This is a genomic window from Brevundimonas sp. (assembly GCF_019636155.1).
Classification (GTDB): Bacteria; Pseudomonadota; Alphaproteobacteria; order Caulobacterales; family Caulobacteraceae; genus Brevundimonas.
In genome coordinates this window covers 299,216-324,576 of the sequence record NZ_JAHBYB010000003.1, presented here as the reverse complement: position 1 = coordinate 324,576, position 25,361 = coordinate 299,216, and the positions used below count along the sequence as shown (strand labels likewise).

27 protein-coding genes are annotated in these 25,361 nt (G+C 70.0%); 16 read left to right on the top strand and 11 right to left on the bottom strand.

Annotation, left to right across the window (positions count from 1 at the left end; genetic code table 11):
* Positions 1–32: 32 nt before the first annotated feature.
* Positions 33–656 carry a carbonic anhydrase gene (locus tag KF910_RS05540; protein ID WP_292259424.1) on the bottom strand — a complete coding sequence of 208 codons (624 nt, stop codon included), beginning with the start codon at positions 654–656 and terminating at the stop codon, positions 33–35.
* 99 nt (positions 657–755) lie between these two features.
* On the opposite strand from KF910_RS05540, the gene KF910_RS05535 reads away from it, so the two are divergent.
* Both KF910_RS05535 and KF910_RS05530 read left to right on the top strand, forming a co-directional pair.
* Entirely contained in the window at positions 756–1,235 is a 480-nt protein-coding gene (locus KF910_RS05535) for a hypothetical protein (RefSeq protein ID WP_292259423.1), read from the top strand.
* Positions 1,235–1,636: a type II toxin-antitoxin system VapC family toxin gene (locus tag KF910_RS05530; protein WP_292259421.1), complete on the top strand. Its 402-nt coding sequence runs from the start codon at positions 1,235–1,237 to the stop codon at positions 1,634–1,636. The genes KF910_RS05535 and KF910_RS05530 overlap by 1 nt, the downstream gene beginning before the upstream one ends.
* Positions 1,637–1,639: 3 nt before the next feature.
* Here KF910_RS05530 and uvrC read toward each other — a convergent pair whose 3' ends face one another.
* Together uvrC and KF910_RS05520 are read right to left on the bottom strand one after the other, a co-directional pair.
* The gene (gene uvrC / locus KF910_RS05525) at positions 1,640–3,526 is read right to left on the bottom strand and encodes an excinuclease ABC subunit UvrC (RefSeq protein WP_292259467.1); all 1,887 of its coding nucleotides are present in this window, start codon (positions 3,524–3,526) and stop codon (positions 1,640–1,642) included.
* 40 nt (positions 3,527–3,566) lie between these two features.
* Complete coding sequence (locus KF910_RS05520; RefSeq protein ID WP_292259419.1) at positions 3,567–4,013, bottom strand: DMT family transporter; 447 nt, start codon at positions 4,011–4,013, stop codon at positions 3,567–3,569.
* Positions 4,014–4,181: 168 nt separating this feature from the next.
* On the opposite strand from KF910_RS05520, the gene KF910_RS05515 reads away from it, so the two are divergent.
* From KF910_RS05515 to KF910_RS05500, 4 genes are all read left to right on the top strand, one after another.
* Complete coding sequence (locus KF910_RS05515) at positions 4,182–4,952, top strand: SDR family oxidoreductase (RefSeq protein WP_292259418.1); 771 nt, start codon at positions 4,182–4,184, stop codon at positions 4,950–4,952.
* A gap of 7 nt (positions 4,953–4,959) precedes the next feature.
* Positions 4,960–5,355 carry a dihydroneopterin aldolase gene (folB, locus tag KF910_RS05510; protein ID WP_292259416.1) on the top strand — a complete coding sequence of 132 codons (396 nt, stop codon included), beginning with the start codon at positions 4,960–4,962 and terminating at the stop codon, positions 5,353–5,355.
* A 67-nt stretch (positions 5,356–5,422) separates the two neighbouring features.
* Complete coding sequence (locus KF910_RS05505; RefSeq protein WP_292259414.1) at positions 5,423–6,073, top strand: hypothetical protein; 651 nt, start codon at positions 5,423–5,425, stop codon at positions 6,071–6,073.
* Between the two features lie 14 nt (positions 6,074–6,087).
* The gene (locus tag KF910_RS05500) at positions 6,088–6,471 is read left to right on the top strand and encodes a hypothetical protein (RefSeq protein WP_292259413.1); all 384 of its coding nucleotides are present in this window, start codon (positions 6,088–6,090) and stop codon (positions 6,469–6,471) included.
* On the opposite strand, the gene KF910_RS05495 is transcribed toward KF910_RS05500, so the two are convergent.
* Complete coding sequence (locus KF910_RS05495; RefSeq protein ID WP_292259411.1) at positions 6,468–7,079, bottom strand: DUF3617 domain-containing protein; 612 nt, start codon at positions 7,077–7,079, stop codon at positions 6,468–6,470. The two genes, KF910_RS05500 and KF910_RS05495, sit on opposite strands and share 4 nt — an antisense overlap.
* Before the next feature lie 93 nt (positions 7,080–7,172).
* Here KF910_RS05495 and KF910_RS05490 point away from each other — a divergent pair, with 93 nt between their 5' ends.
* Positions 7,173–7,460, top strand: coding sequence for a GNAT family N-acetyltransferase (locus KF910_RS05490; protein WP_292259409.1), 288 nt, complete (start codon positions 7,173–7,175; stop codon positions 7,458–7,460).
* Here the strand turns inward: KF910_RS05490 and KF910_RS05485 are convergent.
* Positions 7,457–8,446, bottom strand: a complete 990-nt coding sequence (locus KF910_RS05485) for an SDR family oxidoreductase (RefSeq protein ID WP_292259407.1) — start codon at positions 8,444–8,446, stop codon at positions 7,457–7,459. The genes KF910_RS05490 and KF910_RS05485 overlap by 4 nt on opposite strands.
* A gap of 70 nt (positions 8,447–8,516) precedes the next feature.
* Here KF910_RS05485 and KF910_RS05480 point away from each other — a divergent pair, with 70 nt between their 5' ends.
* From KF910_RS05480 to KF910_RS05440, 9 genes are all read left to right on the top strand, one after another.
* Entirely contained in the window at positions 8,517–9,119 is a 603-nt protein-coding gene (locus tag KF910_RS05480) for a DUF4126 domain-containing protein (protein ID WP_292259405.1), read from the top strand.
* Between the two features lie 111 nt (positions 9,120–9,230).
* Positions 9,231–10,043 carry a response regulator transcription factor gene (locus KF910_RS05475; protein WP_292259402.1) on the top strand — a complete coding sequence of 271 codons (813 nt, stop codon included), beginning with the start codon at positions 9,231–9,233 and terminating at the stop codon, positions 10,041–10,043.
* A gap of 11 nt (positions 10,044–10,054) precedes the next feature.
* Positions 10,055–11,467 (top strand): sensor histidine kinase, encoded by a 1,413-nt coding sequence (locus KF910_RS05470; RefSeq protein ID WP_292259400.1) that lies wholly within the window; start codon positions 10,055–10,057, stop codon positions 11,465–11,467.
* A 27-nt stretch (positions 11,468–11,494) separates the two neighbouring features.
* Positions 11,495–12,865, top strand: a complete 1,371-nt coding sequence (locus tag KF910_RS05465) for a trypsin-like peptidase domain-containing protein (RefSeq protein WP_292259399.1) — start codon at positions 11,495–11,497, stop codon at positions 12,863–12,865.
* 316 nt (positions 12,866–13,181) lie between these two features.
* Positions 13,182–13,514: a DUF2794 domain-containing protein gene (locus KF910_RS05460; protein ID WP_292259398.1), complete on the top strand. Its 333-nt coding sequence runs from the start codon at positions 13,182–13,184 to the stop codon at positions 13,512–13,514.
* Between the two features lie 84 nt (positions 13,515–13,598).
* Positions 13,599–15,437 carry a cation:proton antiporter gene (locus KF910_RS05455; RefSeq protein ID WP_292259396.1) on the top strand — a complete coding sequence of 613 codons (1,839 nt, stop codon included), beginning with the start codon at positions 13,599–13,601 and terminating at the stop codon, positions 15,435–15,437.
* Positions 15,438–15,614: 177 nt separating this feature from the next.
* Positions 15,615–16,253, top strand: a complete 639-nt coding sequence (locus KF910_RS05450) for a TetR/AcrR family transcriptional regulator (RefSeq protein WP_292259394.1) — start codon at positions 15,615–15,617, stop codon at positions 16,251–16,253.
* A gap of 141 nt (positions 16,254–16,394) precedes the next feature.
* Complete coding sequence (locus KF910_RS05445) at positions 16,395–17,678, top strand: polyhydroxyalkanoate depolymerase (protein ID WP_292259465.1); 1,284 nt, start codon at positions 16,395–16,397, stop codon at positions 17,676–17,678.
* Positions 17,644–18,369, top strand: coding sequence for a M48 family metallopeptidase (locus tag KF910_RS05440; protein ID WP_292259392.1), 726 nt, complete (start codon positions 17,644–17,646; stop codon positions 18,367–18,369). The genes KF910_RS05445 and KF910_RS05440 overlap by 35 nt, the downstream gene beginning before the upstream one ends.
* A gap of 187 nt (positions 18,370–18,556) precedes the next feature.
* On the opposite strand, the gene arfB is transcribed toward KF910_RS05440, so the two are convergent.
* From arfB to KF910_RS05410, 6 genes are all read right to left on the bottom strand, one after another.
* Positions 18,557–18,958, bottom strand: coding sequence for an alternative ribosome rescue aminoacyl-tRNA hydrolase ArfB (gene arfB, locus KF910_RS05435; protein ID WP_292259390.1), 402 nt, complete (start codon positions 18,956–18,958; stop codon positions 18,557–18,559).
* The gene (locus KF910_RS05430; RefSeq protein ID WP_292259388.1) at positions 18,955–19,413 is read right to left on the bottom strand and encodes a YaiI/YqxD family protein; all 459 of its coding nucleotides are present in this window, start codon (positions 19,411–19,413) and stop codon (positions 18,955–18,957) included. The genes arfB and KF910_RS05430 overlap by 4 nt, the downstream gene beginning before the upstream one ends.
* A gap of 10 nt (positions 19,414–19,423) precedes the next feature.
* A complete protein-coding gene (gene aguB, locus KF910_RS05425; RefSeq protein WP_292259386.1) occupies positions 19,424–20,290 on the bottom strand; it encodes an N-carbamoylputrescine amidase in 867 nt (288 codons plus the stop codon).
* A 34-nt stretch (positions 20,291–20,324) separates the two neighbouring features.
* On the bottom strand, positions 20,325–20,708 hold the full coding sequence (locus KF910_RS05420; RefSeq protein ID WP_292259463.1) for a four helix bundle protein: 384 nt from the start codon (positions 20,706–20,708) through the stop codon (positions 20,325–20,327).
* A gap of 70 nt (positions 20,709–20,778) precedes the next feature.
* On the bottom strand, positions 20,779–21,759 hold the full coding sequence (locus tag KF910_RS05415; RefSeq protein ID WP_292259385.1) for an agmatine deiminase family protein: 981 nt from the start codon (positions 21,757–21,759) through the stop codon (positions 20,779–20,781).
* 138 nt (positions 21,760–21,897) lie between these two features.
* On the bottom strand, positions 21,898–25,215 hold the full coding sequence (locus KF910_RS05410) for a TonB-dependent receptor (RefSeq protein ID WP_292259383.1): 3,318 nt from the start codon (positions 25,213–25,215) through the stop codon (positions 21,898–21,900).
* Between the last annotated feature and the right edge of the window lie 146 nt (positions 25,216–25,361).

Below are 25,361 nucleotides of genomic sequence, written 5' to 3'. Positions count from 1 at the left end.
CCAATGTAGTGGATTTCACTACTTCTGGCGAATCAGCCCAGCCGCTCGAACCGCGGCGCGGCGGTCAGGGCGCTCAGCACCCCGTCGGCGATGCCGAAATGCAGGCCGGTCAGCCGCAGGGTCCCGGCCGCCTCGCGCTCGGCGATCCAGGGGAAGGTGCGCAGGTTCTCGATCGACAGCCGCACCACCGCCTCTTCCGAGGCCCGCTCGGCCTCCTGGGGCGGCACGGATTCGCAGACCCGGCGCACGACCTCGGCGCCCTGGTCGACCCAGGGGCCGACGAAGTCGCGGCAACTGGCCGGGGTTCCGGTTCGCATCGCCGTGACCCCGCCGCAATAGGCATGGCCCATGATGACGATCCGCCCGACCTCCAGCACCTTGACCCCGAACTCCAGGGCCGCCGACACCCCGTGCAGTTGGCCGTCCGGCTGATAGGGCGGGACCAGGTTGGCGACGTTGCGCACCACGAACAGTTCGCCCGGCGCGGCGTCGAAGATCAGGGCCGGGTCGGCCCGGCTGTCGGAACAGGCGACGATCAATGTGTGCGGCTTCTGCCCGGCCGCCAGGGCCTCGTATTCGGCGTGCGCCTCCGGCCAGCGCAGGTCGCGGAAGCGGCGATAGCCCTTCAGCAGCGGATCGTTCGGTCCCTGGGTCATGGCGTCTTCTAGCGCTCTAGCGGACAGGGCCTCAATCGATCCCTGGACAAAGATTATTTCGTAGTTCATATTTTTATGAATTTCGTCGGAGGAACTGAAATGATCACGGTTGAAACGCGCGCCCGAGCGCTTCTCGCCACCCTCAACCTTCGCCCTGCGACCCAGGCCGCCAGCGGCCGCTATCAGCGCTCGGTCCCTGTTCGCCCGGGTGTTCGATATTGGGCCACGTCCCAAATCCGCTCGCGTAAGGATCTGGTCGGCATCCAGTTCTATGGCGAAGGCCTGGCCGAGGCGCGCCGCCTTCGGGGTCGGCTGGAACAGGCCGGCTTCCGCCCACGCTCGCCCCAGACCGGACAGGAGACCTTCGCCAAGCCCGTCCCCTTTTCGACCGCCGACGCGATCGACGCCGCCGCCCTGCGGTCGCTCCGCAGGGAGCTCGACGCCATCCTGGCCGAAGCCGACCTGGCTGGAGTCTCCGAAGCGGCTCGAACCTTCCGCCAATTCATGCTGGCGTCGCCCCTGTCCGATCAGCCGATTGAGCCGCCTGAGCGATCCGCGCCGTGGCGGGAGATCGATTGATGTGGCTGTTCGACACCGTGGCCCTGTCGGAGGCCGCCAAACCGCGTGCAAACCCCGGCTTCGTCGCCTGGCTGGACCGGCTCCCTACGCACGACATCCACACCAGCGTCCTTTGCATCGGCGAGATTCGGCGCGGCGTGGAAATGCTTTCCTCAAGTCCGAAGCGCGAAAGCCTGATGCGTTGGCTGGAAGAGGACCTTGTCGCATGGCTTGGCCCCCGCGTGCTGCCCGTGGACGCCCAGACCGCTCAGGTCTGGGGCCGCCTCGGCGCTCGAGGCAAGGTGTCGCCGATCAATGCATTGATCGGCGCCACCGCCGTCCAGGCCGGCCTGATCGTCGTGACGCGAAATGTTCGGGATTTTGACGGCCTGGGCGTCGCGATCATCAACCCCTGGACCTGATCCCTAACCGCGACGGAAGAAGGCGTGGATGCGCTGGGCCAGGGCCTCGCTGACGCCATCCACCTTGACCAGGTCGGCCACCGCCGCGCGCGACACCCCCTTGGCCGAGCCGAAGGCGTGCAGCAGGGCCTTCTTGCGCCCCGGCCCGACGCCCTCGATCTCGTCCAGCGGATTGCGCTTGATGTCCATCGACCGGCGCTTGGCGTGGGCGCCGTTGGCGAAGCGGTGCGCCTCGTCCCGCAGCCGTTGCAGGTAATACAGGGCCGGCGACTTCAGCGGCAGCATGAAGGGCGGCTTGCCCGGCATGAAGAATTTCTCCATCCCCGCGTCCCGATCCGGCCCCTTGGCCACCCCGACCACGGCGATGTCGTCGACGCCCAGGTCGGCCATGACCTTCAGCACCTCGGCCAGCTGCCCCGCCCCGCCGTCGATCAGCAGCAGGTCCGGCCGCTCGACCGCCTCGCCCTCGTCCTCGTCCTTGACCAGGCGGCTGAACCGGCGGCGCATCACCTCGCGCATCATGCCGTAGTCGTCGCCCGGCGTCAGATCGGCGCCCTTGATGTTGAATTTGCGGTACTGGCTTTTCCGGAATCCCTCCGGCCCCGCCACCACCATGCCGCCCACGGCGTTCGTGCCCTGGATGTGGGCGTTGTCGTAGATCTCGATCCGCTCGGGCCGGGCGTCCAGGCCGAAGGCCTCGCACACCTCGTCCAGGATCTTCCCTTGCGCCGAGCTTTCGGCCAGCCGCCGCCCCAGGGCCTCCTTCGCATTGGTCAGGGCGTGATCGACCAGCGCCTTGCGATCCCCCCGCCGGGGCTGTTCGATCGAGACCACGCGGCGACCATCGTCCTGTTTGGCCTTCAGCGAGAAGGCTTCTTCCAGCAAGGCCTGCTCCAGCGGCAGGACATTGGCCAGGATCAGGCGCGGGACCGGCTTGTCCTCATAGAACTGGCCCAGGAAGGCCGACAGGATGGCGGCGTCGGCGTCGCTCTTGTCCACGCGCGGGAAATAGGCCCGGCCGCCCCAGTTCTGGCCGCCGCGATAGAAGAAGACCTGGACGCAGGCCTGCCCCCCCTCGGCGTGCAGGGCGAAGACGTCGGCCTCGGCCAGGCCTTCGGCGCTGACGGAATTCTCCATGCTGATGGCCGACAGGGCGCGGATGCGGTCGCGCACCCGGGCCGCCCGTTCGAAATCCATCTCGTCGGACGCCGCCTGCATCTCGGCCGACAGGCGGCCGATCACGGCCCGCGACTTGCCGCGCAGAAAGGCCTCGGCCTCGTCCACCAGCGCCCCGTATTCCTCCAGCCCGATCAGGCCGGTGCAGGGCGCCGAGCAGCGCTTGATCTGATGCAGCATGCAGGGTCGGGTGCGCGTCTCGTAGACGCTGTCCGAACACGACCTCAGCAGAAAGGCCTTCTGCAGGGTGTTCAGCGTCCGGTTCACCGCCCAGGTCGAGGCGAAGGGCCCGAAATAGTCGCCCTTGATCGTGTGGGCCCCGCGATGTTTGCGCACCTGGGGCGCGCGATGGTCCTTGCGGATCATCAGTTCGGCGAAGGATTTGTCGTCGCGCAGCACCACATTGAAGCGGGGCTTCAGCTGTTTGATGAAGTTGGATTCCAGCAGCAGGGCCTCGGTCTCGGTCGCCGTGACCACCAGCTGCATCGACCGGGTCTGCGACACCATCAGGCCGATGCGCTGGGTGTGAAACCGCCCCTGGGCATATTGCAGGATGCGCTTCTTCAGGCTGCGCGCCTTGCCGACATACAGGCACGACCCGTCCTCGCCGTACATGCGATAGACGCCCGGCTTGTCCGGCGCCCGGCGCGCCTCGTCGCGGATCAGATCGGCCGCCTTCAGGGCCGATTCGGTTTCGGGCGTCGCCTCGGTCATCGCCGCCAATATAGGCTCGGGCGCGCCGCCGTGCAGCGGGTCAGAACCGGCGCACCATCACCACCCCGGCGATGACCAGGGCGGCCCCGGCCAGACGCCCCAGGTTCATCGGCTGGCGCGGCACGCCGAAGGCGCCGAAATGGTCCAGGATCAGCCCGATCAGAAGCTGCCCCGCCACCATCAGGGTGATGGTCAGGGCCACCCCCAGCCGCGGCACGCCCCAGGTCGCCGCCACCACGAAGATCGCCCCATAAAGACCCCCGACCCAGGCCCACCAGGGCAGGGCCCGGGCCGCCGCCACGTCGGGCCGCGCCTGCATCATCAGGGCCAGGACGCCCAGGGCCACGGTCCCCACGGCGAAGGAGACGAAGGCCGCGTTCACCGGCGACCCGACGGCCGCCATCAGCCGGGCGTTGGTCGGCGCCTGCAGGGCGGTCGCACCCCCGGCCAGGACGATGGCGACGATGAAGAAGATCATGGGGTTCATGGCCCCTGGCTAGCATCCGTCGCGCCGCGGCGCACCCTCGGCTTGAACCCGACCCTCCGGCGCTTTATTGCGGGCGCAAGATCGGGAGTTTCCTCATGCTGGCCATCGCCGTCATCCTCGGCTTCGTCGCCGTCCTGGCCGTGATCAACTTCGTCGAGTTCGGCCGGGTTGACTGAGGCCGCCGCCCGTCGCGGCGCGGCCCTGGTCACGGGCGGGTCGCGGCGCATCGGCCGGGCCATCGTCCTGACCCTGGCGCGCGCCGGGTGGGATGTCGCCGTCCATCATCGCGATTCCGAATCCGACGCCGCGCGGGCGGCCGAAGAGGCGCGCGCCCTTGGCGTCCGCGCCGCCGTCATCCAGGCCGACCTGGCCGACGAGGCCCAGGCGCGCGCCCTGGTCGGCCGGGCCGTCGCCGCCCTCGGCCCCCTGTCGGTCCTGGTCAACAACGCTTCGGTGTTCCGCGACGACCGGGTCGGCGCCCTGGATCGCGCCATCTGGGACGCGCATATCGAGACCAACCTGCGCGCCCCCCTGGTCCTGGCCGAGACCTTCGCCGCCCAGGCCCCGGACGGATCGGCCATCGTCAACCTGCTGGACCAGCGGGTGCTGAAGCCGGACCCCCGCTTCGTCTCCTACGCCCTGTCGCGCAACGGCCTGTGGTGGGCCACCCGCACCCTGGCCCAGGCCCTGGCCCCGCGCATCCGGGTCAACGGCGTCGGTCCCGGACCGACCCTGCCTTCGATCCACCAGACCCCGGCCGAGTTCGCGGCCGAGGCGGCCAGCACCCTGTTGCAGCGCCCGATCCGTCCCGAGGCGGTGGCCCAGGCGGTGCTCTGGCTGATTGACGCCGACCATGTGACGGGCCAGATGATCGCCGTCGACGGCGGCCAGCACCTGGGCTGGCGCACCCCCGACATCCAGGCCGGCGACCCGGAGTGACCCACGCGTGACCCAGCCCGTCGCCGCCTTTCCCGCCCCCGACGCCGATCCGCGCCCCGAAGGGCTGACGGTCCATGTCCGGGGCCTGACGATCCAGGCGGGCATCGGCGTCTATGATCATGAGCAGGGCCGGCTGCAGACCCTGGTGGTCTCGGTCCGCCTGACCCTGGCGCCCCAGTCGGTCGAGCGGCTGTCCGACACCGTCAACTACGAGACCGTGGCCGCCGCCGCCCGCGCCATCGCCGCCGAAGGCCATGTCGGCCTGGTCGAGACCTTCGCCCAGAGGCTGGCCCTGGCCTGTCTGGACGACCCGCGCGTGCGCCGGGCCGAGGTGACGATCGACAAGCCCGGCGCCCTGGCCGGCGCCGAGGCGGCGGGCTGCACCGTCGTCTTCAGCCGCTGAGCGGTTGCGCCCGGCGGCGCGCCCGGCCATTGTCGGCCCGCCGCGTGGTCGGCGTTTGAGGAGACCGATGGCCGAACCCGGCGATCCCCACCGTCCCGTCGATGCGCCCGGGCCGTCCGCGCCCGCCTCGGATCACGACTGGAACGACGACCTGATCGGCTTCGCCTCGGCCGCCAGCCTGGGGGGCAAGCCCGCGCCCCGGCCCGAGCCGGAACCCCCGGTCGAACCCGAGCCGGAGGCCCAGCCGGAACCGGCGCCCGAGCCGGACCTGTTCGACGGGGCCGACGAACCCGCCCCGACGATCGCCGCCGCCACGCCGCCGCTGGTCGAACGCCCGGACCCCGTGACCGCGCCGTCGCGCCGGGACGCCGCACCGGACCGGCCCCAGCCCCCGGGGGTGCTCAGCCTCTATTCGGTCTATGCCCTGATCCTGTTCGCCGTGCCGACCTTCGGGGTCTCGGCCCTGATCGGCCTTCTGGCCGTGACCGGGCGCGAACCGCCGGCCGATCCCCTAGCGCGCAGCCATTTCATCTATCAGCAGCGCACCCTGTGGGCCGCCGGGCTTGCCGCCCTGCTGGGGGTCATACTGATCGTGGTCAATATCGGGGTCTTCGTCCTGTTCGCCCTGTCGCTCTGGATCCTGGCGCGGGGCGCCGTCGGCGTCTTCCGGCTGAAGGCCGGCCGCCCCATATCCGATCCTCGCCACTGGCTGTTCTGAAGGAGCCGCGCCCCATGACCGACCAGCCCCGGTTCCAGCCCGGCCACGAGAGCGAGGGCAAGGCCGCCGCCCTGGTCGCCTGGGCGCTCTACATCCTGTCGATCCCCAGCGCCAACATCCTGGTCCTGGTCGGGCTGGTGGTGGCCTATGCCGCGCGCGGATCGGCCACCGGCCTGGCCCGCGCCCACATGGACGCCCAGATTCAGCTGTTCTGGTCGGTCTTCTGGTGGACCATCGCCCTGTGGGTGCTGATCCTGATCAGCGGGGTCCTGTCCGTCGTCCTGGTCGGCATCCCCTTCCTGCTGCTGTTCCTGCTGCTGTGGTTCCTGCTCAGCGTCTGGTTCACGGTGAAGAGCGTCCTGGGCCTGCTGGCCCTGGCCGGCGACCGGGCGCCCTAACCGGCCGGTTTCGGCGTCATCTTGGCCGCCGCCGCGGCCATCTCGACCATGTTGAACTTCATGCCGCCGGGAATGACCATGTCGCCCGGCTTCATGTCCGCGGGGCAGGGCCCCTCATAGGCGCCCTCGCCCGTGATCGTCACCACCCCGTTCATGTGCGCCACCTGGGCGCCGGTGGTGGTCACCGTGGTGCGGCTGGCGTAGGCGGTCGCCAGGTCGCCGGTCATCACGCCTTCGGCCACGCTGGTCCCGCCGCCCAGGGCCGACTGGTCGCAGACGGTGCGATAGCGCCAGCCCCCGCCGGGATTGGCTGAGGTCTCGGTCGGTTGGCAGGCGCCGGCCGCCTGGGCCCCGAACACGCTCATCCGCGCCTGGACGGCGTCGTCCAGGCACATGCGGCTGACGCCCTGGGGCGCGCCGTCGCCGGCGTTGGTCACCCGCCACAGGCCAGCCTTCAGCCGGGGCGTCGCCGGGGCGGCCGTCCTCGGCGCCTCGGCCGGGGCGGGCGCCGCCCCCTCGTGGGCCGTCTTGTCCTTGTCTCCGCAGGCGGTCAGGCCCAGAAGGCCCAGGCCGATCAGGGCCAGGCCGACAGTGTTGCGTTTCGACATCGGTGTTCCTCGCTCACGCCTTCGTCAGGGTTCGACAGGGAACGGGCCGTCCCCTCTTCGGTTCGAAGGACGAGACTAGACCAGGATGCGCCCATGACCCAGTTCCGAGATGTTCCCGCCGCCCACCGTTTCGAACAGGGGTTCACCGATGGCGACGGAGAACTGCGCGCCGTCTTCGCCGACTATGCGGTCCAGGGCGACACCCGCGCCATCCTGCATGTCGAGGCGGACCCGGCCCTGCGCGGCTCGGGCGCGGCGGGCCGGTTCATGCAGGCCCTGGCCGAACACGCCCGCGCCGAGGGGCTGAAGCTGCACCCGGTGTGCAGCTACGCCGTCGCCTGGCTGAAGCGGCATCCGGAATACGAAGACCTTGTGGCCTAGCCGCCGCCGTATCCCCCGATGATCGGCAGCACCTCGCCGGTGATGTAGCTGGAGCATTGGGGCGAGGCCAGGAAGACGAAGGCCGGGGCGATCTCTTCCGGCTGGGCCGGGCGTTTCATCACCGTCTGGGACCCGAAGGTCGCCGCCTTGTCCGCCGCCTTGTCGGCCGGGTTCAGCGGCGTCCAGACCGGGCCAGGCGCCACCACGTTCACCCGGACGCCGCGCGGCGCCAGATGGGTCCCCAGCGACCGGGCGAAGGCGTGCAGCCCGCCCTTGGTCAGGGAATAGTCCAGCAGGTCCTTGTTGCCCTCTATCCCGGTGACCGATCCGGTCACCACCACGGCCGCGCCAGGCTTCAGATGCGGCAGCGCCGCCTTCACCAGGTTGAAACAGCCATAGAGGTTGGTCTTCATGGTCCGGTCGAAATGCTCGAACGACAGGTCCTCCAGCGCTTCCACATGTTCCTGGAAGGCGGCGTTGGACACCACCACGTCCAGCCGTCCGAAGGCCTCCACCGCGGCCCTGACCGCGCCTTCGCAGAAGGCCGGGTCGGCCACGTCGCCCTTCAGCACCACGGCCTTTCGTCCCTCGGCCTCCACCGCCCGTTTCGTCGCCTCGGCGTCCCGGTCCTCGTCCAGGTGGCAGACGGCGACGTCGCAGCCCTCGCGCGCGAACAGGACCGCCACCGCCCGGCCGATGCCGCTGTCGGCGCCGGTGATGATCGCCGCCCGGTCCTGCAGCTTGCCCGATCCCTTCCAGAAGGGGGCGTCGTACATCGGCGCCGGATCCAGCCGCCATTCCTCGCCCGGCTTGCGCTGATGCTGTTTCGGAAAGGGCGGTTCCGGATAGGCGCGGGCCCCGGCCTGGACCGCGCCTTCGTGCGCCTTTCCGCCTTCGGATTTGCCGGCCTTGGCGTCGATCGGCGCCTGGATGGCGCGTTCGCGTTCGGCGACGGTCTCGGCGCGGGCGGCGTGACGGTCTTCCATGGTCGGTCCTCCTGACGGCTCGCGGAACAAGCGGCTGGAGCCACGGCCGGTTCCGGCGCATTGTGCGGCGATGGACGCGATCCCGACCGCCTTCCTGACCACCTGGGTCCTGCCCCTGCTCCTGGGGCTGGGCCTGGCCTCGGCGACGGGCCTGCGCACCTTCCTGCCCCTGCTGCTGCTGGCCCTGGCCGCCAAATTCGAGTTCGCGGGCGTGCGGCTGAACGATCAGATGGCCTGGCTGGCGGGCTGGCCGGCCATCGCCGCCCTGGGCGTCGCCGCCGTGGTGGAGTTCGCGGGCGACAAGATCCCGGCCGTCGACCACGCCCTGAACGCCCTGGGCTTCGTCACCCGGCCCATCGCCGGGGCCGTGGCGGCCGGCAGCGTCCTGTGGGCCGTGGACCCGACCGCCGCCGCCGTCGCCGGCGTCATCGTCGGCGCTCCGGCGGCCCTGGCCTTCAACGCGGCGCAAGGGGGAATGCGGGTGGCCTCCACCGCCACGACCGGCGGCCTGGGCAATCCGGTGGTCAGCCTGGTCGAGGACGTCCTGGCCGTGGTCACCAGCCTGCTGGCCCTTCTGGCGCCCATCCTGGCGCCGGTGCTGCTGATCCTGCTGATGATCGTCGTCTTCCGCATCGGCCGGCGGCTGCGCGACGCCCGCGCCCTGTCGTCCTAGATCAGGAACCGTCAGCGGCGAACGGCCGCGATACCCGTCAGGGATGACGGCGGCCCGCTTGTCGTTTCGCGGAACGGCCGTATCGTCATCGCCGGGTCGTGGGAGGCGGACATGTCCGATCAGGCGGAAATCGGGGGCGACGATCCCTTCGCCCAGCTGCAGGCGGCCTTCGCGGGGCGACGCGCCCTGCTGTTGGAGGACGACCCGGCCCTTTCCGAACACGTCGCCTGCCGACTGAAGGCCGCCGGGTTCGCCGTCGTCGATCGGTTCGAGGCGGGCGAGCACGCTGCGGCGGCGGCCCAGGCGGCCGCCTTCGACATCCTGGTGCTTGACCGGCTGACCGCCGGCCTGGACGGGCTGGAGACCCTCAAGCGCATCCGCGCCGGCGGCGGGCCTTCCGCCGACGCCCCGGCCCTGATGCTGACCGCCCTTGGCGGCGAGCGCCAGAAGGTCGAAGGGCTGATGGGCGGGGCCGACGACTATCTGGCCAAGCCGGTGGGGGACGAGGAGCTTCTGGCCCGGATCGCGGCCCAGCTGCGCCGCGCGGCCCGCCCGGCCAAGGCGGTCGGCGGCGGCGAGGTGGTCAACGGCCCGTTCCGCCTGGCCCCCGGCCCGCGCACCCTGAAGCTGGAGACCAACGGCCACAGCCGCCTGATCGACCTGTCGCCGCTGGAGTTCGCCATCGTCGCCGAGCTGATGACCGCGCGCGGCCAGCCGGTGACCAAGACCATGCTGTGGGACCGCTGCTGGGTGGAGTGGAAATTCCTGCCCGAGAATTTCGTCAACATCATCGACGCCCGCATCTCGGCCCTGCGCCGGCGGCTGAAGGAACAGGCGCCCGAACTGCCCGAGGAATGGCATCCCCTGATCGTTTCGGCCCGCAGCCAGAGCCTGGTGTTCCGCGACCTGGACGGGGCGGTCTGAGGGTGGCGCCCTTGGCGGCCCTGGGACGCTGGGTCGGTCGGCGCACCACCACCCAGCTGGCCGCCGCCCTGGCGGTGCTGGCGGCCGTGGCCCTGTCGGCCTCCCTGATCGCCACCGGCATGGCCGCCCGGATGGACCAGAGGGAACAGGCGGCCCTGGCGGCGCTGGATGACTACGGCGCCCTGGTGTCCAAGCTGGGCGAACAGTCGACCCTGGCGGCCGAGGCCCTGACTCCCGGGGACGCGGCCTTCCTGTCGGCCTGGCTCAGCGCCTTCCAGAACGGCCCGACCCGCGACCAGCGCAGCCTGGAGGAAACCTGTCGCACCGGGCGCGGCGGCGCGGGGGTGCGCTTCATCCGCGCCCCGGTCGGAAAGCCGGCCGGCCTGGCGGCCCTGGAGACCGAGCGGGCGGTGCGGGCGCCCCGGCTGGGCGCCGACATCTATCTGGTCCGGCTGGAGCGCGGCGCCCTGTGCCCCAATCGCGCGGTCGAGGCGGTGGTGGTCAGTCGCAACGCCGGCTCCCTGCGGCTGATCGTCGGCCGGGTGGTGGAACCCTCGGGCGAGGCCTGGGGCTGGGCGGTCCTGGCGGTCCTGGCGACCGGCGGGGTGATCCTGGTGTCGGGGATCACGGCCGCCGTCTTCGCTCGGCGACGGCTGACCGCCGTGCTGGACGACGTCAACCTGGCGCTGGAGCGGGCCGCCGTGGGCGATTTCTCGCGCCGCGCGCCCGAGACCGGGGTGGCGCCCGAACTGTCGGAACTGACGCTTAAGGTGAACCAGACCCTGGACCGGCTGGAGGAGCTGCTGGGCTGGCTGCGCGATTCCTCGGACCAGCTGGCGCACGATTTCCGCACCCCCCTGGCCCGGGCCACGGCCCGGCTGGCCCAGTTGAGGACCGCGTCCGGCGCGGCCCGGCGCGACGCCCTCCTGGGGGGGGCGGAAGAGGACCTTCAGGCCCTGACCCGCGCCATGAACGACGCCCTGGCCCTGCGTGACGGCGAGGCCTGGGTGTTCGAGGACATCCGGCTGGACGCCCTGCTGCGCCAGGTGGCCGAACTGTACGAGCCCCTGGCCGAGGCGCGCGGCGTCACCCTGGCGGTCGTGGCCGAAGGGGCGGTGACGGTCCTGGGCGTCCGCACCCTGCTGCAGCGGGCCCTGGCCAATCTGGTGGACAATGCCGTCAAATACTCGCCCGACGGCGGGCGCATCGCCCTGCGCGCCTGGTGCGAGGCGGACGGCTGCGCCCTGTCGGTGGCGGACCAGGGGCCGGGCTTCGACCCCGCCCGGCCCGAGCGGCGCGACGGCGTCGAAAGCCACGGCATGGGCCTGCCCTTCGTCCGCGCCGTGGTCCAGCGGCACCGCGGACGGCTGACGGTTGATGACGCATCGCCAGGGGCTGTCGTCACGGCGCGTTTCTATCGCTAGTCTGGCGTCCTCCGACACGAGGTTTCCATGCGTCGCGCCCCCAACCGCCTCCATCCCGTCCCTTCCGGCCCCTTGGCCGCCGCCCTGCTGATCGCCGCCCTGGCGACGCCGGGCCTGGCCCAGACCCCCTATCAAAGCGCGATCCAGCAGGCCGGCCCGACGGGCGAATTCCCCATGCCCTACGACAGCCGGCGCGGGGTGTTCAGTTTCGCCGCCGGGCTGGAGGCCAGCCTGCCCGCCGTGGTCCAGATCACCACCCTGGGCGTGTCGCGCGGCCCCACCAGCGGTGACAACGAACCCACCGAGATTTCCGGCGGCTCGGGCGTCATCGTCGACGCGGCCGACGGAATCATCATCACCAACAACCACGTCATCAAGGGCGGCCAGAAATTCACCGTCGACCTGCTGGACGGCCGGCTGTTCGACGCGCTGCTGATCGGGGCCGATCCGGCCACCGACATCGCCGTGCTGAAGATCGAGGCCACGGACCTGACCCAGGTCGAGACGATCGATTCCGACACCCTGCGCACCGGCGATCTGGCCTTCGCGGTCGGCTATCCCCTGGGACTGGACCAGACCCTGACCATGGGGGTCATCTCGGGCCTGAACCGGTCTGGCCTGGGCGATGCGGTCGAGGACTATATCCAGACCGACGCGGCGGTGAACTCGGGCAATTCCGGCGGACCGCTCCTGGACAGCCGGGGCCGGCTGATCGGCATCAACACCTCCATCCTGTCCGGCGGCCTGGGCGGGGGCAACGACGGCATCGCCTTCGCCGTCCCGACCCGCATCATGCTGTATGTGGCCCAGCAGCTGCGCGAACATGGCGAGGTGCGGCGCGGCCGCACCGGGGCCATCTTCGGCTCCCTGAACGCCAAGCGGGCCCAGGCCCTGGGCCTGCGCATCGTGCGCGGCGCCGTGGTCGATGACGTGGCGCCGGGCTCCCCGGCCGAGCGCGCCGGCCTGATGCGTAACGACGTCATCACGCGGATCGAGGATCGCCCGGTCGCCAACGCCGGCTCGGTCCAGGCGGGCGTGGGGGTGGCCGCCCCCGGCTCGACCCTGCGCATCGTCTATCTGCGCGACGGGCGCGAGGCCTCCGCCAGCCTGGCGGTCGAGGCGGATTCGGCGCCGCGCGTGGCGGTCGGCCGGTCGGTGGTCGTCGCCCTGGGAGGCCAGTTCGGGGATCGGGACGGCGCCCTGGCGGTCCTGGCGGTCGAGGCCGGTTCGCCGGCGGCCGCGGCGGGCCTGCGGGCCGGCGATGTCGTCCAGGCCGTCGGCCGGCGCGAGATGGCCGACCGGGCGGCCCTGGCGGCCGCCATCGGCGACGGGTCGCGGCCCATCGCCCTCACCCTGCGGCGCGGCGAGGAGACCCTGCGTCTGACGATCGGGGAATAAAGGCAGGTTCCGGACAGCAAAACGCCCGCTCGGCCAGGAGGGGGGAGGGATCGGCGGAGCGGGCGTCTCGCTTGGAGGAAGCATCGGCCCGCCGGAGCCCTTGCTGGAACATCCAGGGGGCTGGGGGGGCTGTTCAGGATCCGGGACGGTTCCGGACTCCGGCGAGCCGATGAAACCCTTTTCAATGGCCAACCGGGCGGGCGAAGGACCGAAACAGGGCCTTTTCGTGTCGATTGAACCCGGCGTTCGCCGGACTTCGCGCGGGCGCGGCGGCCGCCCCGTTGCGCGGGGGCGCGAGGCGGCTCATCTCTAGGCCATGACCCGCGACGCCCTGGCCGTCCCGCCGCCCGGCCCGATCTTCTTCGACCGGCATGAGCTGACCCGGATCCTGTCCGTCTACGGCCGGCTGGTGGCGGCGGGCGAGGCCCGCGACTACGCCATGAGCGACGGACGCGAGGCGGCCGAGTTCGCCCTTTACCGCCGCACCGGCGACGCCCCGGCCTGGCGCATCGAGAAACGCCCCGCCCTGCAGGCGCGCCAGGGCCAGTGGGCCGTCTTCGGCGAAGGCGGCCACATCCTGCGCCGGGGCCGCGACCTGGCCCAGGTCCTTCGCGTGTTCGACAGCCGCCGCTTCTCGGTGATCGACTGACCCGCCGGGTGCGACAATTCGCACCATCGGCCCTAGCGCGGCGTCCATCCCGCCTGCCATGATGGGGCGAAGCGTGGGGGGCGGATGACCGGGCACGGCGGAGGCGACTACAAGGACTTGATGGTCTTTCTGGCGGCGGCCGGGGTTCTGGTCCCGCTGTTCAGCCGCTTTCGCATCAGTCCGGTGCTGGGCTTCCTGGCCGCGGGGGTGCTGCTGGGCCCCGGCGGCCTTGGCCGGTTCGCCGAGGCCGCCCCCTGGCTGCGCCACCTGACCCTCAGCGACGAGGCCCAGATGCGCCAGCTGTCAGAGCTGGGCGTCGCCTTCCTGCTGTTCATGATCGGTCTTGAGATGTCGTGGGAGCGGCTGCGCGCCATGCGTCGGCTGGTGTTCGGCCTGGGCATGCTGCAGATCGGCCTGTGCGCCGCGGCCCTGACCGGCGGCTTCATGCTGCTGGCCCACGCCTCCTTCGCCGGGGCGGCGGTGCTGGGCATGGGCCTGGCCCTGTCCTCCACCGCCATCGTCATGCCAGTCCTGGCCGAGCGCGGCCGCCTCAAGGGATTGGTCGGCCGGTCCGCCTTCGCCGTCCTGCTGGCCCAGGACCTGTCCGTGGCCCCCATCCTGATCACCGTCACCGTCCTGGCCGCCCTGGCCCAGGGCGGCGGCGCCCTGGATGCGACGGTGCTCAGCTCGGCCCTGTTCACCCTGGCCCCGGCCGCCCTGGGCCTGGCGCTTCTGGTCGTGCTGGGCCGGCTGGTGCTGCGCCCCCTGTTCCGCATGGCGGCCCGGTCGCGCAAGCCCGACCGGGGCAGCGAACTGTTCCTGGCCGCCGCTTTGCTGGTGGTGGTCGGCGCCGGCGTCGGCGCCCAGGCGGCCGGCCTGTCGATGAGCCTGGGCGCCCTGATCGCCGGCGTCCTGCTGGCCGAGACCGAGTTCCGGCGCGAAGTCGAACTGGCCATCGAGCCGTTCAAGGGCCTGCTGCTGGGGGTCTTCTTCGTCGGGGTCGGACTGGGGCTGAACCTGGACGTGGTCTTCGCCGATCCCGTCTCCGTCTTCGGCATGGCCGCCCTGATCACCGCCGCCAAGGCCGCCATCATCTTCAACCTGGCGAGGGTGTGGGGCCTGCCGGTCCGCGCCTCGGTCGAGACCGCCCTGGTCCTGGGCCCGGCGGGAGAGTTCGCCTTCGTCATCCTGGGCGCCGGCATGGTCGAGGGACTGGTCTCGCCCGGCCTGGCCGCCGTGGTCCTGCCGGCCGCCACCATCAGCATGTTCACCATCCCCCTGATGGCCATGATCGGCCAGAAGCTGAACGTCGCCGCCGCCCCGCCGCCCGCCGACGGCGTCGCCCCCGCCCCGACCCCCGTCGATCCGCCTCGCCAGGGGGCGGTCATCCTGGTCGGCTTCGGCCGGGTGGGAAGACTGGTCGGCGATCTTCTGGCCGAGCACGACCAGCGCTTCATCGCCCTGGACACCGACCCCGCCACGGTGGCCCAGGCGCGCAAGGACGGGATAGAGGCCTATTACGGCGACGCTGGCCGGGTCGAGATGCTGGCCCTGTGCGGCATCGAATCGACCCGCGCCCTGGTGGTCACCATGGACGCCCCGACCAAGGTGGACGAAGTGGTCCGCGCCGCCCGGGCCGCCCGCGACGACCTGATCGTCATCGCCCGGGCCCGCGACGACCGGCACGCGGCGCGGCTCTACGCCCTGGGCGTCACCGACGCCGTGCCCGAGACGACCGAGGCCAGCCTGCAGCTGGCCGAGAACACCCTGGTCGATCTGGGCGTGCCCATGGGCCTGGTCCTGGCCTCGGTGCACGAAAAGCGCGAGCAGTTCCGCACCGTATTCCAGGCCGCCGCGCCCGCGGGTCGGGCCCGCCGGCCCAACCGCGCCCTGCGCCGCACCCCGACGCCGAGCAAGGCCTGAGCCGCGACCGATCGTCCCGGTTAAATTCCCGGCAAGGAACAAGACCCAATTTGGTCATCGTTCCGTGATCTTTGTCCGGCCCTCGGTCGACCTCCCCCTCTTCGACCGCTTCAAAGCCCTCTGTGACCGCTGCACGGCCCGGCCGGGCGGCCCAATCGAGTCGAGTACGCTTTCCCCATGCGAGACATCCCCTCCCCCGTCCCCGGCGAACCGCGCCTGAACCGTCGTCAGGCCGCCAAGATCCGCACCCGCGGCAAGGTTCTGGACGCCGCCCGCACCCTGTTCGCCGAGCGGGGCTATGACGCCGCCACCATCCGCGACATCGCCAAGGGCGCCGGCATGTCCACCGGCGCCGTCTTCGCCAATTTCCAGGACAAGGCCGAACTGTTCGAAACCGTCCTGGCCGACGAGATGGGCGACCTGCTGACCGCCCTTCAGGGTGGCACGCCGCGCGACGGCCGCGTGGCCGAACGCCTGACCGCGGCCCTGGCCGCCGGCTATCACCGCTCGCTGGACCAGCTGCCCCTGATGCAGGCGACCATCGCCCGCTCGTGGTTCCAGCCGGTCGAGGCCGACCGCCGCAGCCGCCTGCTCAGCCAGCCGCTGATCGATTCGGTCATCGCCGTCTTGCGCGAAGGCGTGGCCTCCGGCGAGGTGAAGCAGGACGCCGACGTGACCCTGCTGGGCGGTCTGATCTGGACGGTCTTCACCGGCAATTTCCGCCGCGCGGCCTATGACGGCTGGGACCTGGCCCAGCTGGAATCCCACCTGAAGACCCAGATCGACGCCATCCTGGCCGGTCACCTGACGCGCTGACGCCTTCGCGCGACGCCCGTTCCGGCCCGCCGCGGCCGGAACGCGGCGGCGCGGATGACGCATCCGTGTTCATAATCCTTTTGCGCCCTGGAGCGTTCTATGCTGCCCTGCAGCATCGGCGGGGGCCGCGTACAGGATTCCATGCTCTATTCCCTACATGAGCTCGCCTATCAGTCGGCGGCTCCCTTCCGGATCGGCGCGCAGATGGCGCGGCAGTTCTGGACCTCTCCCCTCAATCCCTGGGCGGAAACGGCGATCGGCCGCACAGCCTACGCCTCGGCCGAGCTGTTCGAGAACCTGACCCGGCGCTACGGCAAGCCGGATTGGCGGCTGGACTCGATCCAGATCGACGGCAGGCCGGTGCGCACCACCCAGCGCGTGGCCTGGTCCTCGCCCTGGTGCCGGCTGTTGCGTTTCGTGCGCAATCCGGCCGATCTGAAGAAGGCGGGCAAGCCGACGGCGGCTCCCGCCGTCCTGATCGTCGCCCCCCTGTCGGGCCATTACGCCACCCTGCTGCGCGGCACGGTCGAGACCTTCCTTCAGGACCACGACGTCTATGTCACCGACTGGGAGAACGCCCGCAACGTGCCGATGCTGGAAGGCCGTTTCGACTTCCACGACTATATCGACCACATCCGGACCATGCTGGCGCGCATAGGCCCCGGCGCCCACGTCGTGGGCGTCTGCCAGCCGGGGCCGCCGGTCCTGGCCGCCTGCGCCCTGATGGCCCGGGACGACGACCCCAGCCGGCCCGCCTCCATGACCTTCATGGGCTCGCCGATCGACGCCCGCCTGTCGCCGACCGTGACCAACCAGCTGGCCGAGGACCGGCCCTTCGCCTGGTTCAAGTCGAACATGATCCACACCACCCCCCTGCCCTATCCGGGCGCGGGACGGCGGGTCTATCCGGGCTTCGTCCAGCTCTACAGCTTCATGTCGATGAACGAGGACAAGCACGTCGACGCCCACGGGCGCTATTTCCAGGACCTGGTCGCCGGCGACGGCGACAGCGCCCAGAAGCATGCGGAATTCTATGACGAATACCTGTCGGTCCTGGACCTGACCGAGGAATTCTACCTCCAGACCATCGACATCGTCTTCCAGCAGCACCTGCTGCCGCGCGGCCTGTTGGAGCATCGTGGCCGCCCGGTGGACCTGGCCGCCATCACCGACATCGGCCTGATGACGGTCGAGGGCGAGATGGACGACATCTCCGGCGTCGGCCAGACCCAGGCGGCGCATGGCCTGACGCCCAACATCCCCGACGACCGGCGCGAACTCTATGTCCAGCCGGGCGTGGGCCACTACGGCGTGTTCAACGGCCGCCGCTTCCGCGACGAGATCTATCCCCGCGTGCGCGACTTCATCGCCCGCAACGAGGAGGCCGCCGGTGGCCTATCAGCACGGCCAGCGGCTGCGGCTTGACGGCCTGACGGCGGAACCCCTGACCCTGCGGCTGTCGGTCAACCGGCGGGCGCGGCGTGTCTCGATCCGCATCGACGCCCGAGCCGGAGAGGCGGTGGTCACGGCGCCCAGCGAACGGCGGCTGAGCGACGGGGTGGCCTTCGCCCGGCAGAAGGCGATCTGGATTTCCGAACGTCTGGCGGCCCGTCCCGCCGCCTCGCCCCTGGCGCCGGGTCAGACGATCCTGCTGCACGGCCGGCCGGTGCGGCTGGAAGCGACCGGCGGCGCCGGTGCGGCGCGCCTGGTCCAGACCGACCAGGGGCCGGTCATCCTTTCGGGCGGCGAGGGCGAGGCCTACGCCCGCCGGGTCGAGAACCTGATGAAGCGGCTGGCGCGCCAGGCCCTGACCGAACGCACCGACGTCCACCTGAAGGCCCTGGGTCAGAGGCCGGTCCGGCTGTCCATCGCCGACGCCCGGTCGCGCTGGGGCAGCTGCAGCCCCCACAACCGGACCATCCGCTATTCCTGGCGCGTGGTCATGGCCCCGCCGGCGGTGCTGGACTATCTGGCCGCGCACGAGGTGGCCCATCTGGTCCACGCCGACCACAGCCCCGCCTACTGGTCGGTGGTCCAGCGGCTGATCGGCGACCACCGCCCCCATCGCCGATGGCTGCGCGACCACGGCGCCGCCCTGCACGCCGTCGGCCGCTGAAGACTCACTTTTTCCCTTGCGGAGGAAGCATTGTCTCCTCCCCATTCATGGGGAGGGGGACCGCCGAAGGCGGTGGAGGGGTTCTTCACGACACCAAGACAGACCCCCTCCGTCTCGTCGGCTGCGCCGCCGTTCCACCTCCCCATCGCTGCGCGACGGGGAGGAGACGGGGCGCCCCTGATCGGACCTAATCCAGGTCCGGCCGGCCCCGGCCGCTCTTGACGCCCGACCGGCGCGACTTGGCCTCCAGCCGGCGCTCCTTCGAGGCGCGGGTGGGCCGGGTCGGCACGCGGAAGGTCGGCGCCACGGCGGCCTTGTCCAGCAGGGCCTGAAGCCGTTCGACGGCGTCGGCCCGGTTCCGTTCCTGGGTGCGGAACCGCACGGCGTTGATCAGGATCACCCCGTCCGCCGTGGCCCGCGACCCCGCCAGTTTCAGCAGCCGCGCCTTGACCGGCTCGCTCAGGCTGGGCGAGCCGCGCGCGTCGAACCGCATCTGCACCGCCGTGGCGACCTTGTTGACGTTCTGCCCGCCCGGTCCCCCGGCGCGGTAGAAGCGGAACTCCAGCTCCTCCTCGGGCACGGCGATCATGGCGCGGCCCTCAGCGCCCGCACCACCGCCGCGTCCAGGGCCTGGAGAAAGCGCGACCGGTCGGCGGCGGCGAACGGCGGCGGCCCGCCGGTGACCGCCCCGACCGACCTCAGGTGCTCGCCGATCATCCGCCCGGCCAGGGCCGAGCCGATGGAGTCCGCGCTGAAAACCTGGCCGTTGGGCCGGATCGCCTGGGCCCCCGCCTTCAGGCAGCGGTCGGCCAGGGGGATGTCGCTGGTGATCGCCACATCGCCGACCCCGGCGCGTTCGGCGATCCAGTCGTCGGCGACGTCGGACCCCGCGTCCACCACCACCTGTTCGATCAGAGGCTCGCGCGGGACGTTGATCCAGGCGTTGGAGACCACGAAGACCTTCAGCCCACAGCGGCGCGCCACCCGATAGATCTCCTCCTTCACCGGACAGGCGTCGGCGTCGATGTAGAGGGTGGTTCCCATGTCCTGACGCTCAGCGCCCAGGCCCCATCAGCGGGCCGTAAAGGTCCGTGCGGCGGTCGCGGAAGAAGCCCCAGGCGGCGCGGTGCCGGTCCAGGAAGTCCAGGTCGAAGCTGTGAACCAGCACCCCTTCCTGATCCCGGCCGAGGCTTTGCACCAGGTCGCCCCGATGATCGGCGATGAAGGAGTGGCCATAGAAGGTCTGGCCCGCCGCCGTCACCTGTTCATGCCCGATGCGGTTGGCGCCGACCACCGGCACGACGTTGGACACGGCGTGGCCCTGCATGGCGCGGCGCCACGGTTCGGCGGTGTCCAGGCTGTCGTCATGCGGCTCGGTGCCGATGGCGGTGGGATACATCAGCACCTCGGCCCCCATCAGCATCATGGCGCGCGCCGTCTCGGGGTACCACTGATCCCAGCAGATGCCGACGCCGACCCGGCCGAAGCGGGTGTTCCAGACCTTGAAGCCCGTATCGCCCGGCCGGAAATAGTATTTTTCCTGATACCCCGGCCCGTCCGGAATATGGCTCTTGCGATAGACGCCCAGGGCCTCACCGTCGGCGTCCAGCATGACCAGGCTGTTGTAATACTGCGGCCCCGCCCGCTCGAAGATCGAGACCGGAATGGCCACGCCCAGCTCCCTGGCCACCGGCGCCAGCTGGGTCACGCACGGATGCTCGCGCCATTCATAGGCGTGGGCGAACCAGTGCTCCTCTTGGCTGACGCAGAAATACGGTCCCTGGAACAGTTCGCTGGGCAGGATGACCTGGGCGCCCTGGGCCGCCGCTTGGCGGATCAGGGCGATGGTCTTGTCGATATTGGCCTGGATGTCCTCGCCATAGGAGGTCTGGAGGGCCGCGACGGAAAGAGTGCGTGTCATAGTGATAAGTGATTAGTGGTAAGTGATTGAGGCATCATGATTTCTGCCTCCGTTTGAGTGATGCGATCAGCGCGACGAGCATGCGGCTGATTTCGGCCGCGGCGCTCAGAAGGCCTTCGATGTCGGGCCTGGCGGTATATCCAAAGCGCCCGGCTAGAATCAGTTGCGCCTCCGCCTCCGCCTCCGCCTCCGCCTCCGCCAAAGAACCCCGGGCCATGCCCAGGAACTGCACGAATTCTCCCGTGCTTTGCCGCGCACAGCCTTCGGCGATGTTGGAAGGCACCGAAACCGATGCCCGCCGCGCCTGACTGATCAGGCCAAAACGCTCGTCGGCCGGCCAATGCGCCGTGGCTTCGTAAACTGCCTCGGTCCAGTCCATGGCGGACTTCCAGACCTGCAAGTCCCGATAGCTCCGCACCCCCTCGGTCACCAGAACCCCCCAATGGCCAGCAACCGTCACTATTCACTAATCACTCCCCACTCGCCACTCATCCCGGCTCCTGCTGGGAAATGCAGTGGAAGGATCCGCCGCCGGTCAGGATGGCGGTCGACGGCAGGGGGATGATCTCCCGATCGGGATAGACGGTCGCCAGGGCCTCGCAGGCCAGGCGGGCGGCGGTCTGGTCGCCATAGGTCGGCACGATCACGGCGCCGTTGGCGATCAGGAAATTCATGTGGCTGGCCGGGATCGGCCGCTCGTCCTCGTCCACCACCAGGCCGGGCGAGGGAAGGCGCAGGGTGCGGAATCCGGCGGCCGACAGGGCGGCGGCCGTGGCGTCATAGACCTCGGCGTTCGGGTCCTTCGGACCATAGGCGATGGGGCAGGCCACCACCCCCGGCGCCACGAACCGCGCCAGATTGTCGACATGGCCGTCGGTATGGTCGTTCAGCAGGCCGTCGCCCAGCCACACCACCCGCGCCGCGCCCAGGGCCGCTTTCAGCGCGTCTTCGGCCGCTCCCTCGGTCCAGCCCCTATTGCGGTTGGGGTTCAGCAGACACTGGCGGGTGGTCAGGATGGTCCCGGCCCCGTCGTGGTCCAGGGCGCCGCCTTCCAGGATGAAATCATGACGGTCCAGGGGAACGCCGGCATGGGCGCCGATCTGGTCGGCCACCGCGTCGTCATGCTCCAGTTCGTATTTGCCGCCCCAGCCGTTGAAGCGGAAGGCGGCGGCGCGCGCCGATCCCGCCCCGAAGATCGGCCCGGTGTCCCTCAGCCAGATGTCGCCGAACCGGCCCGGCACGACCTCGACGCCGGTCACGCCGTCAAAGCGCGCGCGCGCATCGGCCAGGGCGTCGTCGTGCCCGACCAGCAGCCGCACCTGTTCCCGCCCCGGCCCGGCCAGGGCGCGGACCAGGGCCTCGACCTCAGCCTGGGCGGCCTCCAGGTCGTCCCCCCACAGTTCGGCGTGGCTGGGCCAGCCGACCCACATGGCCCGGTGCGGGGCCCATTCGGCGGGAATGAAGCTCATGACGGTCTCGATCCTGCGGCGTCCCGAGAGGGAGCGGGCCAGATAGCCATCCCGTTCCCCCCATTCAACCGGCGGCGGCGCAAAAGAAAAGGGGCGGTCCCTTGCGGAACCGCCCCCAACCTCTTCAGCCCATAAGGCTTAGAAGCGGTAGCGCATGCCCAGCTTCACCTGCCAGACGGCGGTGGTGCTGAAGGTCGAGGCGGTGCGGTTGGTGAAGGTGTTGTACTGGTAGAAGTTTCCAGTCGCCCCACCGGCGCAGGTGCTGCGCTGGCAGTTCAGCGCCCCGACGTTGGTCGAGTTGTAGGGGAAGCCGACCTGCTGGATCACGCCCCACTCGTCGTTCAGCAGATTGCCCAGGTTCTCGATGTCCATATAGGCCTCGAGGCGGGCGCCGCCGGGGAAGAAGGCCGGCAGTTCCTGCGACAGGTGCAGGTCAAAGGTGGTGACCGCGGGCGAGTTGTAGGCGTTGCGGGTGCTGATGCTGCCCGCTTCGTTGATCAGACCCGAGCTCTTCAGGAAGGCGTTGAAGGCGGCCAGGTCGAAGGTCGGACCATAACGGACCAGCGGGTCGCTGGTGGCCGTGACATTGCCCGAGGCGTCGGTCTGCGGGACGTAGAACAGCTGACGCTGGGTCGTGTAGTTCTCGCCGAACAGGGTCGCCGGGCTGGTGCCGAAGGTATAGCTGAACGGCAGGCCGGAGCGGCGCTGGCCGAACAGGCCGACGCGGGTGCGATAGTCGCCGAAGAAGGCGCGGCTATAGCTGAGGCGCAGCTTGGTGGCGTGCTTGATCTCGTAGTTCGAGGTCGAGACCACCGAGGCGTTCGGGTCCGAAGCGATCAGGTTGCCGTAGTTCGACGAGGCCGTCGAAGAGGTGGCCGCCGACGGATCGGTCGAGTCCAGGTAGGTGTAGGACAGGTTGAAGCCCAGGCCTTCCAGCCAGCCCTCGTTCCAGTCCTTGTTCAGCGACAGGGCGATCTGGTCGGTCTTACCGCCCTTGAAGTTGGTGATCATGATCACCTGCTGGGTGCGGTTGCTGCTGCCGTTCGGCCCGTAGGTCGGACGGCCGTCCGGCGCCTGGCCGTTGACGGTCTGAAGCATGTTCAGATCCACCCAGCCGATCGGGTCTTCCAGTTGCGAGTGGACGTATTCGGCGGTCACGTCCCAGCCGTCGCCCATGCCGAAGCGGCTCAGGTCGAAGGCCTTGTTGAAGCCCAGCGAGGTCTTCCAGATCGACGGGGTTTTGAAGCTCGGGTCGATCACATTGATGTTGCCGGTGCCCAGGTTGGCGCTGGAGGTCACGCCCGCCTGGACCTGCGGATTGACGTTCAGCCCATCGACGTTGGTCAGATAGCTGGCGTCCGGGCAGACGGCGAAGTTGTTGGCGAAGTTCGACGAATAGTTCGACGAAATCCGGCAGTTGAACGATCCGATCAGGTTGCCGGGGTTGGTGTAGCTGTTCGAGATCCAGACGTTCGGCGAACCGCCCTGATAACGGCCGAAGCCGCCGTAGATGGTCAGGCCGGGGGCCGGACGCCAGTTGAAGCCGAAGCGCGGCTGATAGATGGTGATCCCGTCCAGGGTGGTGTCGTTGCCGAAGCCGAAACGGCTGACGAAGGCCGGGTTCAGCTTGGGACGGTCCGACATCTCGTACCAGTCGGCGCGCAGGCCCAGGGTGATGGTCAGCACGTCGTTGGCTTCCCAGGTGTCCTGCACATACAGGCTGTTCTGGGCGTAGCCGAACGAGGCCGCGGCGTCGCTCTTCACATTGGTGCCGGCGTTGGAATAGCCGACCGACGAGGCGATCCGGTTGCGGAAGTCGGCGATCGAGGCGAACTCGTATTCCGCGTTCGCCACCTGGACGAACAGGTTGAAGATGTCCTGTTCCTCGCGCTCGATGCCGGCCATCAGACGGTGGCCCAGGCCGGTGTCATAGTTGGCCACGAAGCGATAGGTCGTGGTGTCGACCGTCAGCGAGTTGGCGTGACGCGAGCGGTCCGGACCGAAGCGGATCGAACGTTCGCCGCCCGGACGCGGCGTGCTGCCCGTCGGGTCGTCGATATAGACCTGGAACGAGGCGAAGTCGTCGCCGCCGGGGTTGGTCGTGATGCCCTCGACTTCCTTGTAGGCGACCGAGAACTCGGTCGAGAAATTGTCGGTCCAGTCCGAGAACAGCTGGGCCTTGGTCGAGCGCAGGTTGTTGTTGACGTAGTAGGACGACGACAGCAGGGCCAGGGCCGGATAGGCGCCGGTCGTGGCGTTCGGGCCCAGGCGGAAGTCGCCGCCTTCGGTCTGCTGGTAGGACAGGACGGCGCGGTGGCGGTCGCTGATGTTCCAGTCCAGCTTGCCGAACCACTTCTCGTCGGTGACCGTGATGCTGTCGGTCGACCAGTCCATGGCGTCATAGCCGTAGACGGTGCGGGCGATCTCGCGCACCTCGTCGACCATGGCCTGGGTGACGCCCGGAACCGGGTTCGGGGCGCCCGAGCCTTCCGGACCCGTCAGGGCCGGCTGGACCGATTCATACTTTTCGTAGCTCAGCAGGAAGAACAGGCGGTCGCGAATGATCGGGCCGCTCAGGGTCGCGCCCCAGGTCTTCTCGTCGAACTCGCCCGACAGGGTGCGGTCGAACTGCTGGCCGGTCTGGAAGTCGGTGTAGCTGAAGGTGTCGCCCTGCAGGCTGTCGTTCGTGGTTTCCCAGAAGACTTCACCGTGGAACTCGTTGCCGCCCGACTTGGTCACCGAGTTGACCACCCCGCCGGTGAACGAGCCGTACTGCACGTCATAGGGCGAGACCGACACGTTGACCGCCTGGATCACCGACATCGAGATCGGCGAGTTCAGGGTCGGATAGCCGTTCGAGTTCAGGCCGAAGTCGTCGCCCTGGCGGACGCCGTCGACCAGGAAGGCGTTGTAGCGGGTGTTCTGGCCGCCGATCGACAGGGCGTTGACGTTCGACGGATCGACGGTGGCGAAGGCCGAGGTGCGGACGATGTCCTTGATGTCACGGCTGATCGACGGCTGGGTTTCCAGGTCGTTCAGGTTGAAGTTGGCGGTCGGCGAGGTGCCGCGCGAACGCGCACCGGTGACCAGCACGTCGTCCACGGCCACGCCCTCATCGGCGTTCAGGAAGACGTCCAGCGAGGCCGGCGAACCAATGGCCACGGCCGGCAGGGCCGAGAAGCCGGCGCCCTGGGCCGACTGGACGGTGACGACATAGGGGCCGCCGACGCGCAGGTTGCGCACGCTGTAGCCGCCGTTCTGGTCGGTCATCGTCGTGGACGAGGTGCCCGACGGCTGGTGCAGCACGGTGACCGAGGCGCCGGCGACGGCGTTGCCCGCCGCGTCGAAGACCTGGCCACGGATGCCGCCGGTGGTTTCCTGGGCGTGGACGGCGGTGGCCGAGACCAGCGCGATGGCCGCGAGGGAGACCCCACAGCTGAGCTTCTTCATGAACATCGAGATCCCCTAGATGACGGCCGTTCGCAGCGGTCGAGGGGCCGAATCCCCTCTCCCAGGCCGGATTGAGGCCCCTCTAGGCCCTCGATTGAACGCATCGGCGACAGATATGTGACAGCCGTGTGACGCTCGCGGAGGGTGGCGCG

What these genes read in the sequence shown, in the direction of transcription:
- KF910_RS05540 (WP_292259424.1), bottom strand. Translation starts at nt 656, where the DNA reads ATGACCCAGGGACCGAACGATCCGCTGCTGAAGGGCTATCGCCGCTTC.
- KF910_RS05535 (WP_292259423.1), top strand. Translation starts at nt 756, where the DNA reads ATGATCACGGTTGAAACGCGCGCCCGAGCGCTTCTCGCCACCCTCAAC.
- KF910_RS05530 (WP_292259421.1), top strand. Translation starts at nt 1,235, where the DNA reads ATGTGGCTGTTCGACACCGTGGCCCTGTCGGAGGCCGCCAAACCGCGT.
- uvrC (WP_292259467.1), bottom strand. Translation starts at nt 3,526, where the DNA reads ATGACCGAGGCGACGCCCGAAACCGAATCGGCCCTGAAGGCGGCCGAT.
- KF910_RS05520 (WP_292259419.1), bottom strand. Translation starts at nt 4,013, where the DNA reads ATGAACCCCATGATCTTCTTCATCGTCGCCATCGTCCTGGCCGGGGGT.
- KF910_RS05505 (WP_292259414.1), top strand. Translation starts at nt 5,423, where the DNA reads ATGGCCGAACCCGGCGATCCCCACCGTCCCGTCGATGCGCCCGGGCCG.
- KF910_RS05500 (WP_292259413.1), top strand. Translation starts at nt 6,088, where the DNA reads ATGACCGACCAGCCCCGGTTCCAGCCCGGCCACGAGAGCGAGGGCAAG.
- KF910_RS05495 (WP_292259411.1), bottom strand. Translation starts at nt 7,079, where the DNA reads ATGTCGAAACGCAACACTGTCGGCCTGGCCCTGATCGGCCTGGGCCTT.
- KF910_RS05490 (WP_292259409.1), top strand. Translation starts at nt 7,173, where the DNA reads ATGACCCAGTTCCGAGATGTTCCCGCCGCCCACCGTTTCGAACAGGGG.
- KF910_RS05485 (WP_292259407.1), bottom strand. Translation starts at nt 8,446, where the DNA reads ATGGAAGACCGTCACGCCGCCCGCGCCGAGACCGTCGCCGAACGCGAA.
- KF910_RS05480 (WP_292259405.1), top strand. Translation starts at nt 8,517, where the DNA reads ATGGACGCGATCCCGACCGCCTTCCTGACCACCTGGGTCCTGCCCCTG.
- KF910_RS05475 (WP_292259402.1), top strand. Translation starts at nt 9,231, where the DNA reads ATGTCCGATCAGGCGGAAATCGGGGGCGACGATCCCTTCGCCCAGCTG.
- KF910_RS05465 (WP_292259399.1), top strand. Translation starts at nt 11,495, where the DNA reads ATGCGTCGCGCCCCCAACCGCCTCCATCCCGTCCCTTCCGGCCCCTTG.
- KF910_RS05460 (WP_292259398.1), top strand. Translation starts at nt 13,182, where the DNA reads ATGACCCGCGACGCCCTGGCCGTCCCGCCGCCCGGCCCGATCTTCTTC.
- KF910_RS05455 (WP_292259396.1), top strand. Translation starts at nt 13,599, where the DNA reads ATGACCGGGCACGGCGGAGGCGACTACAAGGACTTGATGGTCTTTCTG.
- KF910_RS05450 (WP_292259394.1), top strand. Translation starts at nt 15,615, where the DNA reads ATGCGAGACATCCCCTCCCCCGTCCCCGGCGAACCGCGCCTGAACCGT.
- KF910_RS05445 (WP_292259465.1), top strand. Translation starts at nt 16,395, where the DNA reads ATGCTCTATTCCCTACATGAGCTCGCCTATCAGTCGGCGGCTCCCTTC.
- arfB (WP_292259390.1), bottom strand. Translation starts at nt 18,958, where the DNA reads ATGATCGCCGTGCCCGAGGAGGAGCTGGAGTTCCGCTTCTACCGCGCC.
- KF910_RS05430 (WP_292259388.1), bottom strand. Translation starts at nt 19,413, where the DNA reads ATGGGAACCACCCTCTACATCGACGCCGACGCCTGTCCGGTGAAGGAG.
- aguB (WP_292259386.1), bottom strand. Translation starts at nt 20,290, where the DNA reads ATGACACGCACTCTTTCCGTCGCGGCCCTCCAGACCTCCTATGGCGAG.
- KF910_RS05415 (WP_292259385.1), bottom strand. Translation starts at nt 21,759, where the DNA reads ATGAGCTTCATTCCCGCCGAATGGGCCCCGCACCGGGCCATGTGGGTC.
- KF910_RS05410 (WP_292259383.1), bottom strand. Translation starts at nt 25,215, where the DNA reads ATGTTCATGAAGAAGCTCAGCTGTGGGGTCTCCCTCGCGGCCATCGCG.